General features: G+C 39.8%; 10 protein-coding genes. 6 read left to right on the forward strand and 4 right to left on the reverse strand.

The features are described 5' to 3' along the window. Nucleotides 1–79: 79 nt before the first annotated feature. A complete protein-coding gene (locus tag HLH16_RS14155; RefSeq protein WP_171529821.1) occupies nt 80–901 on the forward strand; it encodes a PhzF family phenazine biosynthesis protein in 822 nt (273 codons plus the stop codon). A gap of 138 nt (nt 902–1,039) precedes the next feature. Next, nucleotides 1,040–3,811: a M16 family metallopeptidase gene (locus HLH16_RS14160; protein WP_171529822.1), complete on the forward strand. Its 2,772-nt coding sequence runs from the start codon at nt 1,040–1,042 to the stop codon at nt 3,809–3,811. Between the two features lie 46 nt (nt 3,812–3,857). Here HLH16_RS14160 and HLH16_RS14165 read toward each other — a convergent pair whose 3' ends face one another. Together HLH16_RS14165 and HLH16_RS14170 are read right to left on the reverse strand one after the other, a co-directional pair. After that, nucleotides 3,858–4,922, reverse strand: coding sequence for an amidohydrolase family protein (locus HLH16_RS14165; RefSeq protein WP_171529823.1), 1,065 nt, complete (start codon nt 4,920–4,922; stop codon nt 3,858–3,860). A 122-nt stretch (nt 4,923–5,044) separates the two neighbouring features. Beyond that, nucleotides 5,045–5,440 (reverse strand): DUF3144 domain-containing protein, encoded by a 396-nt coding sequence (locus HLH16_RS14170; RefSeq protein WP_131319003.1) that lies wholly within the window; start codon nt 5,438–5,440, stop codon nt 5,045–5,047. 109 nt (nt 5,441–5,549) lie between these two features. Here HLH16_RS14170 and HLH16_RS14175 point away from each other — a divergent pair, with 109 nt between their 5' ends. After that, nucleotides 5,550–6,182 (forward strand): hypothetical protein, encoded by a 633-nt coding sequence (locus tag HLH16_RS14175; RefSeq protein WP_171529824.1) that lies wholly within the window; start codon nt 5,550–5,552, stop codon nt 6,180–6,182. Nucleotides 6,183–6,216: 34 nt separating this feature from the next. On the opposite strand, the gene HLH16_RS14180 is transcribed toward HLH16_RS14175, so the two are convergent. Further along, on the reverse strand, nt 6,217–7,677 hold the full coding sequence (locus tag HLH16_RS14180; protein ID WP_171529825.1) for a CYTH and CHAD domain-containing protein: 1,461 nt from the start codon (nt 7,675–7,677) through the stop codon (nt 6,217–6,219). A gap of 166 nt (nt 7,678–7,843) precedes the next feature. Further along, a complete protein-coding gene (locus HLH16_RS14185) occupies nt 7,844–9,304 on the reverse strand; it encodes a CYTH domain-containing protein (protein WP_171529826.1) in 1,461 nt (486 codons plus the stop codon). 273 nt (nt 9,305–9,577) lie between these two features. On the opposite strand from HLH16_RS14185, the gene HLH16_RS14190 reads away from it, so the two are divergent. The 3 genes from HLH16_RS14190 to hemL all read left to right on the forward strand — a co-directional run bounded on the left by HLH16_RS14190 (nt 9,578) and on the right by hemL (nt 12,514). Then, entirely contained in the window at nt 9,578–9,961 is a 384-nt protein-coding gene (locus HLH16_RS14190; RefSeq protein ID WP_171529827.1) for an Mpo1-like protein, read from the forward strand. A 587-nt stretch (nt 9,962–10,548) separates the two neighbouring features. Then, the gene (gene thiE / locus HLH16_RS14195; RefSeq protein ID WP_171529828.1) at nt 10,549–11,169 is read left to right on the forward strand and encodes a thiamine phosphate synthase; all 621 of its coding nucleotides are present in this window, start codon (nt 10,549–10,551) and stop codon (nt 11,167–11,169) included. Nucleotides 11,170–11,212: 43 nt separating this feature from the next. After that, a complete protein-coding gene (gene hemL / locus HLH16_RS14200; RefSeq protein WP_171529829.1) occupies nt 11,213–12,514 on the forward strand; it encodes a glutamate-1-semialdehyde 2,1-aminomutase in 1,302 nt (433 codons plus the stop codon). Nucleotides 12,515–12,710 lie beyond the last annotated feature (196 nt).

Genomic DNA, 12,710 nt, shown 5'->3' on the forward strand with positions numbered 1-12,710 from the left:
AAATCATTTTTTTAATCTTTTTCTCTATTCAAGTTTTTCACTCGCTAAAATGGCTACAAATAAAATGGGATAAATTGCGATGAAAATGTATCAGGTGGATGCGTTCACAAATGAGCTGTTTAATGGGAATCCTGCTGCGGTGATTGTGACCGAACAATGGTTAGATGAAACATTGATGCAAAATCTTGCATTGGAAAACAATTTGTCTGAAACAGCGTTTGTGAAAATCATTGATGCAGAAAATTATGAGATCCGCTGGTTTACCCCGACCACAGAAGTAGACTTCTGTGGACATGCCACTTTAGCCAGCAGTTTTGTGCTGTTTAAAGAGTTTACATCTACAAAAGTCATTCAATTTCATGTGAAAAATCTGGGTATCTTCGTCGTTAGCCAAGAGGCTGATGGTAAAATCAAAATGAATTTTCCTATTCGTCGTGCAGAGAAAGTTGAGACTTATCCTGAAATTTTAAATCAGGCGTTAACCAAGCCATTTAAAAATGTTTATTTGAATAGCCAAGCCTATATTGTGGAATATGAAGGTCCGCAAGATGTAATTGATGAAACTCCAAATTTGGAATTGCTCAAACAGTTGGGGCGAATTCGAACTGCAATTACAGCGCAAGGGGCATGTGTGGATTTGGCCTTAACTGCGCAAGCTGAGCAATATGATTGTGTTTCGCGTTATTTTGCACCGGCCAATGGTATTGATGAAGATCCAGTGACCGGTTCAATTCATACCGCCATTGCGCCCCTGTGGGCTGAAAAGCTGGGTAAAAGTGAAATTCTGGCTTATCAGGCATCTAAACGTGGCGGGGAATTGCATTGTGTTTTACTTGAAAATGAACGTATTGAAATTTCAGGTTATGCCAAGTTGTATATGCAGGCAGAGTTATATCTATAAAATGTGGAAATAAATTTGCTACACAGCCGTTGCAATAAACGGCTCTCTTTTCAAAAAACTACTATTAAAAATCAAATGCATTTTCTAAGATGTCGTGGGTTATAAAAATTCATATTGTTGAATAAAATTGGAATAATTATGTTAATGCGGTTTAAACAACTTACCATCTCTTTATTATTTGTCGGCATTAGTGCAACCGCTTGGTCAGAACCTGTTTTAGTAAAATCTCAACAGAAGATTGAGGAATATAAGTTAGATAATGGTTTGCGTGTGGTGCTTGCGCAAAATGATAAAGAAAATAAAGTGTTTATGAATACAGTTTATCTCACCGGTTCATTAAACGATCCTCAGGGAAAAGGTGGTCTGGCACATTTATTAGAACATTTGGCATTTAAAGGAACGCAAAATATCAAAGGTGAAGAGTTCCAGCGCCGTCTGGATCAATACACCTTAATGACCAATGCTAGCACCGATTATTACTCGACCAAATACACCAATATTATTCGTCCGGAACAGAATGCAATTAATCAAGTGATTGACCTTGAAGCGGAGCGAATGGATAAACTGGTGCTGCAAGAAAAGTTTGTCCCTTCTGAAATTTCGATTGTGAAACGTGAACGTGAAGTTCGGATGGATCAACCTTTTTCCGTCATGATGGATCAAATGTGGAAGTCGGCTTATGGCAATCGGTATCTGGGGCGTTTACCGATTGGCGACTTAAACGAATTACAGTCCATTAAAATGGATGAGTTGAATAAATTTTACCGTACATGGTATGCGCCGAATAATGCGGTGATGGTGATTTCTGGTAAATTTGATAAAGCAGAAGTGTTAAAACAGATTGATAAAAGTTTCAGTCCAATTGCGGCTCGCCAAGTTCCTGCCCAAACTCAAGTTCCAGTCCTTGATTCAGCCAAAATTCAGAACAGAAACTTTTTAGTACAAAAGGGTAGTGATCTGGCCAAATTTAATATTTATTTGAATGGCAAGAATGAAAAGATCAAATCTACACTCGCCTTAGCACCGTATTTATATACCATGCAGCCGAGCGGACATCTTTACCAAAGTGTAGTCGAAACAGGGGTAAGTACTGGGGTTCAATCTACCACATGGTTGGATCAGGACTTTAATTTGGTTTTCATAGGCGCTGTTTATGCCCCAAATCATGATGCGAAAAAAGTCCAATCGGAATTGGTTTCAGGGGTTGAAAAAAACAAGTCATTTAATGAAACCGAGCTAAATCGGGTAAAAAACCTGATTCAAAATCAGGCAGACAATATCCAGAGTAATGCAGCCGCCTTGGGTGGGCGTTTAAGTGATTATTACGTCTCTTATCAAGGAAATTGGTCACAATATTTTACTGATTTGGATAATGTTAAAAAATTGAGACTCTCTGAAGTCAATCAAACCTTAACTCGGTTTTTAGTCCCCGAGCATCGTATTTCAGGGGATATCCAACCGACTCCAGAAGATCAGAAAAAAGCATTACAGCAAAAACAGGCATCTGAACAGCCTAAAACCTTAGCTCAAACTGAGGTCAAAGAAGAACCTTTAAAAGATAGTAGCGTCTATAAGCAAGAGGTTGCCGAATATGTCAAAACCTCGAAACAGTATTTAGTCGATACCGAAAAGAAAATTCAACGCGGAACATTGAAGAATGGAATTAAATACGCGTTGTACCCAATATCGACACGTGATGACAAAACCTATGCCACCATTTCTGTCGATTTTGGTACGGAAAAATCGTTGTTTAATAAAGGTGAAGTACTCGATTTGATGGCGTATTTATTATTGCGTGGCTCAGATCAATATAACTTGCAAGATATTGCCGATAAATCCATTGAAGCGGGTGGTGGCACCACGGCAACTGCATCAGCCAATAGTATTACCATTCAGATTGCGGCGAAAAAAGAAAAGTTTGATGATTATTTTAAATTTATGATGCAGGTTTTGAAAAAGCCGAAGTTTGAACAATCACAATTTGATTTGATTAAATCGCAAAGTTTATCTGCATTGGATCGTCCTTATACCGAGCCTGAAACCGTAGCTGCACTCACCATGACCCGATTGTTAGAGACCTATCAACCGGGTGATTTGCGTTACCATTTTGAGCCGGATCTTGCCAAGCAACAAATTAAAGCGGCCACGGTTGAGCAAGTGAAGAAGTTGTATCAGGATTTCTTTGTCAGCAACCATGCACAAATCGCGATTACCGGTGATTATCAAGCCAAACCGATGTTCGCATTAGTACAAAAGGAATTTTCGGGTTGGAAAGCGCAAATGCCATACCAACGTCTAAGCTCTGATTATCAAGTATATCCGGCACAGAAAATTCATGCTTTATCCGAACAGCGTGAGTTCGGCAGTTATCAATCTATTTTGACTTTCCCCGCCGGTGCAAATCATGCCGATGCTACAGCGTTAATCGTGTTTAGCTATATTTTAGGAGACTCGCAACTCTCTTCACGTTTAGCGCAAGAATTACGTGAAAAAAATGCACTGGTTTATGGTTTTGGCAGTGATGTTGAACTGGATGACTGGGTGGATTCAGGTGCGTTAACCATTGAAGCCAATTACACGGCAGGTAAATCGATGCAAGTTTCACAAGCCGTACGTAAAGTCTTAAATGACTTACTGACCAAAGGTGTTACCGAGCAAGAGTTGGAGGCAGCAAAAGCCAATATTTTGAAAAAACGGGTTACGGCTTTGGAAGATGAGCGCAATATTCATCAAATGTTAACGCCACAGTTGGAACGTAATCGTGATTTATTGTTCCGTGAAAAACGTGATCAGGCGCTCGCAAAATTGACCAAAGCCGATGTGGATACCGTGATCAAGAAATACATCAAGCTAGATCAACTGGTTGAAGTTATGGCGGATCAGTATGGCAAAGCACAAAACAAGTCATAATTTTTGATCCTCTTTTTTCAATTTCCCGAGGGCTTGGGAGAGGTGATTAAAGTCGATAAAACTGCTTCGCATTGTGATGAAAGACTTGTTCTAATGCATTCGGGTCATAGGCGACAACTGCATCGCTAAAGGCATCAATAATATTCACCAAGGATGAGCTGACGCGATCCATCGGGAAGTTGGAAGCAAACATCACCCGATATGTGCCAAAACAGTTGAGTACATGGCTAATCAGTGGCATGGCTAAATCATAAATTTCCTGTTTGCTGGCCAGTCGATCCTGCTTATGGAATTGATGACCTAAGACAGGCATCAACAAACCTGACATCTTGGTATAAACATTGGGGCAGGTCGCCAATTCAGCCATATCTTCTCGCCAGCGAATGAGAATATTTTCCCGGGCTATTTTTGTCATTCCTGTCAGGGTTCCGACTTGACCAAAAAGTCCGGCAGGTGTTCCAAAATGATCCAGTACAATTGAGGTTCCCGGGAATTGTTTGGCTAAGGCAATCACATCACTGAGTTGAGTTGAATAGACCCAGGCATCAAAAGTTAAATTGGATTGTGCCAAGACTTCAAAGCCTTTAAGAAACTTTTTATTCAAATATAAATGCGGTTCATCCGCCCAGGCATGAATGTCTTTATCTTCATGCACCGCTGCCATTTTACGAATGCCTTTAAAACGCGGTGAGGCTTTTTGGTGTAACTGTAGAATTTTCTTAAAATTTCTGTCACGTGGATCTGCTGTCGCAACAATACCGCCCAGTTTCACTGTTTCTAGGTGAAAGGGCAGAGATTCAATGAATTTTGTTTCACCTATCACGCCTTTGCCTTTATTTTTATGCCAGCTGGCTTCGACATGTACCACTTGTTCGACCTGATAATGCCCAATATCTTGCATATAATTTTCAGGTAAATAAGGCGCTGTAATGTGATGGGTTAGGCCAACGGTTTCGATCAGATCATCCGAGTTAAACAGACGCACAAATTTATCGAGCAAGTAAGGATGCTTACCCAATAATTTAACTGCCAAAGCTGCCGCATGGGGTGTGTTATAGGGATCCCATTGGTGAATATGCGCATCAATAATTGCAAAATCCAGTTGTCGCATGGGGTTATCCTTAATTCATCGGTTTCTTATTAACCTTACTGCAAACTCATCAGGCTTTGAATGACCTTTTATCCAAAAAGTAGCGGTGTAAAAAAAGCCCTTTCGGGCTTTTAATCATATGATCAGTGTTTATGATCATGGTCATGCTTATTGGCATGAAATTCTTCGTTATGACGGAAGCGAAGATAGTTTTCAAACTGTTCGCAATATTCGTCATAGTTGTCTTCAAGCATCATTTGGAACTGCTGCATGATGTAAGACATGACTTGATCTTTGGCATCACGCATTTCATTACCATCTTTAAAGTTATTGGCTGCGACCCAAGTATTAAAGCGGGCCGTACCAAACAACATTGCAGCACTGACTTGACCGCGCATTTCAGCGGGTTTGACTTGTGAACCTTTTTCAACACGACAGAATTCATTTGCTTGTTTGATAAATTCATCAGCACGTTCAAAAAAAGCAGCATTTAACGCTTCTTCTTCGGTTACATCTGTTGCTTCAATCTTTTGAACCATGAACTTTTCCTGCAAAAACGATCTAATGGCATATTATAGGCAAAGCCTTGCAGAAACTAAACCTTTGGATTAATCTAAAAATAGCCTAAGCATAAAAATGGATACTCCAATGCAAGATGCCATTGCGGTACAAAGTCTAAAAAGTGACATCGCCTTATTGCGTCAAAATATTTGGCCACCGGCAAATTTGGCCAATGTAGAAGGGTTGCCGATTTATTATGGCTCCAAGTCAGAAGTCGAAGAATATTACCGACAATGGACAGGCTTGATTGAAAGGGCGCAAGATCTGTTTCAGCCGTTTATGGAAGATGAAATACTCGATGCGGTTCATTTGCCCAGTCATTTAAATTTACCGTTATTTTATTTTCATGTGGATCGAATCCGGATTAATAAAACCCGGGCCAAAGAGTCGAAAACCTTTCGCGGTATTGCCAGCCTGATTGAGAAATGTGGGAAATTTGAACCTGAACAAATTCAAGCCATGAGACTCTGGTTAGACAGTGATGATACCGCGGCCTTGGTGGCACACCGTGAATTTGTTGATTTGCGCACTTATGTGTTTCAGCATGGACAAAGTGAATATACGCGTACACGGTTTTATGTGAATGGCATTGTGTTAAGCACCGAGTCGCATTTTGAATTGGTCGATGCCCGAGATAAGCCTCGCAAACAGCGCAATGACAGTTATAGTGATCCACTGGCTGATAATGCTACCTGGAAAATTTTTGGCAAATATCGCTAAGCAAGTGTGATATCGAAAATTTAAATTTCCTGTGTTACCAGAAAGTGTCGGTTTTAGCATAAGTGTCTAAATGCTCTTGAGCTTGTTGCAGAATGTATTTCTTTTCATTCGCAATCCAGCCCAATATAAACCACACTTTTTGTTTGCGTTTAACCAAGTCTTGAAACATGACTTCAGCCACATTTAAATCATTAAATTGCCCCAAGCTTTCTTGAGCAGGTTTTAAACCTTTCAAGTAATTCTTTACCTCTTTGCCAGGATAGAGCGAAGCAATAAACTCGATGCAATAACGTAAGCGTTTGACCCGTTTACGCGTGCGATGCTGTGAGGGAGTATCCAGATCCAGAAATTGATCGGCATCTTTGCAAATTTGTTGATGTAATTTCTGAAGTTTTTTTGCGATATCTTTTTTTAATGGAGTCTTTTTCTTGTTTGCGCAAGGCTGATGTATGAATTGCAGTAAAGCCAAGATTAAGTTGACCGATTCTAAAGAACGTAAAGACTCATCAATAGGGATGCTGTTTTCTTCAGGGGCATCCGGAAGTTGCACAAAAGGCGCACCTACCTGTTGTAATTGAGGTAAAAGTCCTTCGCTTAAAGCATCGCGGTCTCGGGTTGAACCGAGTTGACGAAACAGGGTCGTGAGTTGCTCTTGCCAATCAGGATCGACATCATTTGACCAGTCATCGAAAATACGTAAGGCACTTCTTAAACGACGAATCGCAACGCGAGTTTGATGAACATGCTCGCTATTATACTGTTCAGCCGCAATCGCTGTTGCATTCGGCAACAGATGTTGCAAGGCATTGTTGACGATCTGTTTTAATGCGCTATCTGTTGAATCCTGTTGATTCAGTTGTAGGGGCGTTGCAAATTGAGCGGGAAAAATCTCTAAATTTTGTGCCAGTAAATCTCCGCGTTGAGCTTTGCTGCGTACGTCTAGCCATAAATGATATTGTTTGACCCAAGGCTGAACAAATTTGATCAGGTCTTGGACAGATCCTTGTTTTAGCTCAAATTCAATCTCGTAAATTGCTTGTGTCTGATTGTCATGACGGATCTCACCGCGATCTAGACTGACTTCAATTTCGGCACGATTATAATGAACCACATACACCAGACGTTCTACATCTGTTTCAAATTGCTTGATTAAATTTTTGGCTTGTTTGCCTAATACCTGTTGCAGCAATTTTTTTGCCTGAGGATTGGATTTATAAGCTTCAAGATCTAAATCAGGATGGTCTAATTCACCTAAATCTATTTCCAATTCAAAACGTTCTAGATGATGACAGCTCGGAGCTTTTAAAGTTTGGATCCAGTGCGTGTCTTCAAGGCGCTGACGCAATGAGATTTTTTGCTCGGCTAGGTGCCGTTCAGGGGTGTCATAGTATTGTGCATATAAAGAAATCGGGCGAACGTTCTTTGACAAAAATAATTGATAGATTTGTTTTTGTTGCGACAGCGGAACCTGAAATTTTAATTCTACTTCTAGCATGTCAAAACTCCTGAAACTTTATCATTTCTGTTGTTATGACAGTAATTGTAGGCCAGTTATATAAAAAGAGCAGTGTGCGCTTGTAAAGAGATAAAGCGTACACTCGATAAATAATGAGCTGCATTAAAATATCGTGCAATACGCTTTGATTTAACTGTTTTATTTATTATTTGATAAACTTACGACTTACTAAAAATTGTTCTGTCGCTTCAAGTAAATTCTGTGCATACACTTCCTGTTTCGCCGTCAACCAGCCCAAAACGAACCAGTCACTGGCTTCAAGTTCGGTTTGCTGAATATAATCCGCAGAGGATGCCAAAATTTGATATTCACTTGCAGCGAGTTGCGCATCATTCAAAGCTTTGCTGTATTTCTGCAAATTTTTGACATCATAAATAGAGGTTAGAATCGGGAAGCTAAACTTTAATTCATGAATCTTGGTGGCTAATTTATCCAGGCTCTCAAAGTCAGCAATGTCGGCACTGTTTAAACTATCCTGTAATTGCTTATATTGATTTTGCAAGGTATTTTGCGCAAACCATCTTAAGTCGTGAGGTTGAGTTTTTTCTTCGTGGTCCAAACTAAACATCAACAATTCTAAATAGTGATGTACGTTTTGAGTTGAGCGAACCAGATTAGACAACTTTTCTTTGGCATATAAAATATCTTTGGTCAGATTCGATGCGGTATTTGGGTTTTGTAAAAATGCACCCAAAGTCGTCTGCATATGTTCTAAATGCTGTAAATGATCAAACTGCTGTTTAAATGCACCAATTTGCATAGCCCATTTATCTGAAACAGCCTCATTCCAATCTTTAAATAACGATAGCGTCAAATTCAAATGATCTAGGGCAATTTGCGCTTGATGAATATGTTCTTTTTCACAAACCCCTGCTGAAATAGCGGCAATGTTTGGCAACAAATGCTGTAATTGTTGGGCAATCAGCAAGCGTAAATTTTTATTGGCTGGATCTTTTTTGCTTAAAATAAATTCGTTGGCAGATTTTGCCGGACTGACTTGTTGCTGTATCGCTAAAAGATTACCCATTTCAGCTTTACTACGCACATCGAGCCAAAGTTGGTATTTTTTAACCCATTCAAAGCTGAATGCCAACAGTGATTGTACCGAGCCGGACTTTAATTCAAATTCTACTTCATGCACTTCATGCTGCGCAGTTTCGGTTCGTACTTCACCAACATCTAGACTCACTTCAATGTCGGTTTCTTCGAACTGAATCATGCGAAAGGTGCGCTGAATATCTGTCTCAAACTGTAATTTAAGTTGCTCTTGTGAGTCACCCAAAGCGCCGTTTAAGATTTGCTGCGCTTCAGCATCATTGGCATAAATACTTAAATCCAGCTGTGGCGCCTGTTCAAGTTCACCCAGGTCATAATTATGCTCAAAGCGGTGTAAATGGCTTTTTCCCGCAGCTTTTAAGGTTTGAATCCAGCGGGTACCTTCCAGTCGTTGGCGTAAGGCAACACCATGTTGGGAAAGCAGACGCTCTTCAGTGTCATAATATTTTGCTTTAAGTTGAATAATTTCCGATTTTTTAGGATCTAACGCTTTCAGTAAAGCATTACGTCTTGCTTCAGGAATTTGAAATTTTAATTCAACTTCGACCATGATCTTTCATCCTAATTTTTTGACGCTATTTCAGCAATGAAACGCGTCATTTTTACGGTACAAATGCGTTATGAAATCTATTCTTTTATAGCGCTGGAATTGTATTCTTAATTTTAAGTCCCCGATTGTAACGAAAATGATTTTTCATGTAAGACTTGACGAAGCAATTCTTAAGTAATTGCTTTTGAAATGAACAAAAAAGTAAGAACAAACTCAGCTTTTATTTGTACAAAATATACGCTAACGTAAGTGAAAATAATCGGGATGATGACAATGAATGGACTTATCAAGCTAAAATTCGAACACAATCCGGAACCAGAATTTCAGCTTCCGATTCAAAACTATCATGAATTTTATCGTTTTTATTTGACCGAGCACCGCAATATCACCAGTCGCCGTTTGCATGTGTTTGGCAGTAGTATCGGTGTGTATTTCTTTACTCAGGCCATTCGCCAAAGAAAAGCAAAATATTTAGCTTATGGTTTACTGTCTGGCTATGCTTGTGCGTGGGTAGGGCATTTTATGTTTGAGAAAAATAAGCCAGCCAGTTTTAAACAACCCCTGTATAGCTTTATTTCGGACTGGCGTATGTTATCTGACGTGTTACGTGGAAATCTGAGTTTAAATGATCGTTCACTGGATAAAATTCCAAGTTAATGAAGGATGCATTTTTGTGGACAACAGTAGCTGTATCAAAAGCCAAATTTTACTTTAAGATAAAATAATACAGAATTTTTAATAACTCAGGCTTGCAAAAATAGGGTGAATATCCTATTAATAGTTTTATGTTTATTTAATTCATTTTTAAGATTGAATAAACAATGTAATCTTAAAGTTTTCCAAGCCTAGAGCGACCTTTCTCTGGGCTTTTTTTATTGATTGATTTAAGTTGAATTTGATCGTGAATTGAAAAAGAGAGTGACTCTCTAATCCTTCGTTCGCTTCCCCAATCGCGTTTTATAACAAAGAATTAGAAAGTCAGATTGTAGTTCCAAGTTTTATTCTTATATCGCAGTTGTTGTTTATTGTTGTTCTGTAGACTGATTAAATCGTTTAATTCACACATGATCTATCACTGAAAATAGGTATTTTCTTACTTAATGGTGAAAAAGATGAGAACGGTTACCATTTTCTTGGTTTTTTGAAAATTTATCGGTAACAATCAATTTGTATTTGCTTGAGATGAGCTGAATTTGGGTATCGTTGGGCTTATAATAAGACAGTTCTATTTTTGGCAGCTTTTTATGCGCGGTTTATATTTAATTACCAATGATGATCCTTTAGAGCTTTTATTGGCGAAGTTGGAAGGTGCAATGGCCAATGGCGGCATTGCGGTCTTGCAATACCGTCGTAAAAAAATTGCCAAACAGGATCAAATTTACGAAATCGAGTATATGAAAGCCATGTGTGCTGAATACCGTGTGCCTTTTGTCATTAACGATGATCTTGAAATGGCGGTCAAATACGGGGTAGGTGTGCATTTGGGTCAGGATGATGGTTCAATCGTTGAGGCTGTGGCTCGCTTGCCAAACAACGTGTTAATCGGGTGTAGTTGTAATAACTCACTTGAGCTGGCTGAACAGGCGATTGCTGAGGGCGCAAATTACGTGGCATTTGGTGCAGTTTATGCGACTGAGAGTAAGCCTGAAGCCGGAAACATTGGTTTGGAAACATTGAAGCAAGCCAAAACACAATTGAATGTGCCTATTTGTGCCATTGGTGGTTTAACCGTTGAAAATTCAAAGATCGTGGTTGAATCTGGTGCAGATTATTGCGCAGTGATTAGTGATATATTAGGTCGTCCAATGCATGCCATTCCTGAACGTCTTGATGAATGGTCTGCGCTTTTTCAAGACAACCGTTAATAAAATAGATTTAGATTGATTTAATTTTGAGTTGAGTAAATTCATGAGCCTATCTCCAAAGCAAGAACAATTGTTTAAACAAGCCAGCAAACATATTCCGGGTGGGGTGAATTCACCAGTACGTGCTTTTAATGGGGTGGGTGGTACGCCTGTATTTATTGAAAAAGCCAAAGGCGCGTATTTGTTCGATGTCGATGGTAAACGCTATGTCGACTATGTAGGTTCATGGGGGCCGATGATTTTAGGCCATGCGCATCCAGCCATTATTCAGGCGGTTCAAGAGGCTGCTGTTGATGGTTTAAGCTTTGGTGCACCAACCGTGCATGAAACGACTTTGGCGGACATTATCTGTGAAATTATGCCGTCAATTGAACTGGTTCGTATGACCAACTCAGGTACGGAAGCGACCATGACCGCCATTCGTTTAGCGCGTGGCTACACGGGTCGTGACAAGATTGTGAAATTTGAAGGCTGTTACCACGGTCACTCAGACTCGCTTTTGGTTAAAGCAGGTTCAGGTATGTTGACCAGTGGTGAAGGTGAAGCGACTTCTGCGGGCGTGCCTGCTGATTTTGCCAAGCATACGCTCACGCTTCCATACAATGACATCACGACTTTAAAAGAATGTTTTGCTAAATTTGGTCATGAAATTGCGGGTGTAATTGTTGAGCCGGTTGCAGGCAACATGAACCTGGTGAAACCGATTGATGGTTTCCTGCAAGCGATTCGTGATGTTTGTGATGAGCATGGTTCTGTGTTTATTATTGATGAAGTCATGACAGGCTTCCGTGTCGGCCTTGGCGGTGCGCAAGCACATTATGGCGTAACTCCTGATTTAACCACTTTAGGTAAGATCATTGGTGCAGGCTTACCTGTGGGTGCTTTTGGTGGTAAACGCGAAGTAATGGAATGCATCGCACCTTTGGGTAAGGTGTATCAGGCAGGCACATTGTCAGGTAATCCATTGGCAATGCGTGCTGGTATTGAAATGTTTAAACATTTACGTGCCGAAGGTTTTTATGAAAAATTAACTGCGCAATTAGAAAAATTGCTTGCCGGTTTACAAGCCGCTGCGGATGAAGTGGGTATACCATTCAAGACTCAACAAGTGGGCGGTATGTTCGGTTTGTACTTCACAGATCAAGAAGACATTACCAGTTTCGATTCAATGTTGAAATGTGATGTGGATGCCTTCCGTAAATTCTTCCATGGCATGTTAGACCGTGGTGTGAACCTTGCACCATCCGCATTTGAAGCTGGCTTTATTTCAGCAGCACACAGTGATGAAGATATTGCATTCACCATTCAAGCTGCAAAAGAGACTTTTGCCGAAATGAAAGCTTAAGTTTTTTAGTTTTATACAGTATTAAGCCCGAATTCGTTCGGGCTTTTTTATACGGACTTTGATTAAGGAAAATATAGCCAAATACTCAAAAATATAGAACAATAGAAGCATGGGATATTCAAAAGATTTTAAAGACAAAGTCATAGAAATTATGGCTAGAGATAAAATGTCTGTGCGAAAAGCAGCACAGCATTTT

This window comes from Acinetobacter sp. ANC 5378, assembly GCF_013004315.1.
GTDB lineage: Bacteria > Pseudomonadota > Gammaproteobacteria > Pseudomonadales > Moraxellaceae > Acinetobacter.

Bases quoted from the DNA above. Each gene is read 5' to 3' on its own strand.
- hemL (WP_171529829.1), top strand. From the start codon at position 11,213: ATGAGCCTATCTCCAAAGCAAGAACAATTGTTTAAACAAGCCAGCAAA.
- HLH16_RS14190 (WP_171529827.1), top strand. From the start codon at position 9,578: ATGAATGGACTTATCAAGCTAAAATTCGAACACAATCCGGAACCAGAA.
- HLH16_RS14155 (WP_171529821.1), top strand. From the start codon at position 80: ATGAAAATGTATCAGGTGGATGCGTTCACAAATGAGCTGTTTAATGGG.
- HLH16_RS14160 (WP_171529822.1), top strand. From the start codon at position 1,040: ATGTTAATGCGGTTTAAACAACTTACCATCTCTTTATTATTTGTCGGC.
- HLH16_RS14175 (WP_171529824.1), top strand. From the start codon at position 5,550: ATGCAAGATGCCATTGCGGTACAAAGTCTAAAAAGTGACATCGCCTTA.
- HLH16_RS14170 (WP_131319003.1), bottom strand. From the start codon at position 5,440: ATGGTTCAAAAGATTGAAGCAACAGATGTAACCGAAGAAGAAGCGTTA.
- HLH16_RS14165 (WP_171529823.1), bottom strand. From the start codon at position 4,922: ATGCGACAACTGGATTTTGCAATTATTGATGCGCATATTCACCAATGG.
- HLH16_RS14180 (WP_171529825.1), bottom strand. From the start codon at position 7,677: ATGCTAGAAGTAGAATTAAAATTTCAGGTTCCGCTGTCGCAACAAAAA.
- thiE (WP_171529828.1), top strand. From the start codon at position 10,549: ATGCGCGGTTTATATTTAATTACCAATGATGATCCTTTAGAGCTTTTA.
- HLH16_RS14185 (WP_171529826.1), bottom strand. From the start codon at position 9,304: ATGGTCGAAGTTGAATTAAAATTTCAAATTCCTGAAGCAAGACGTAAT.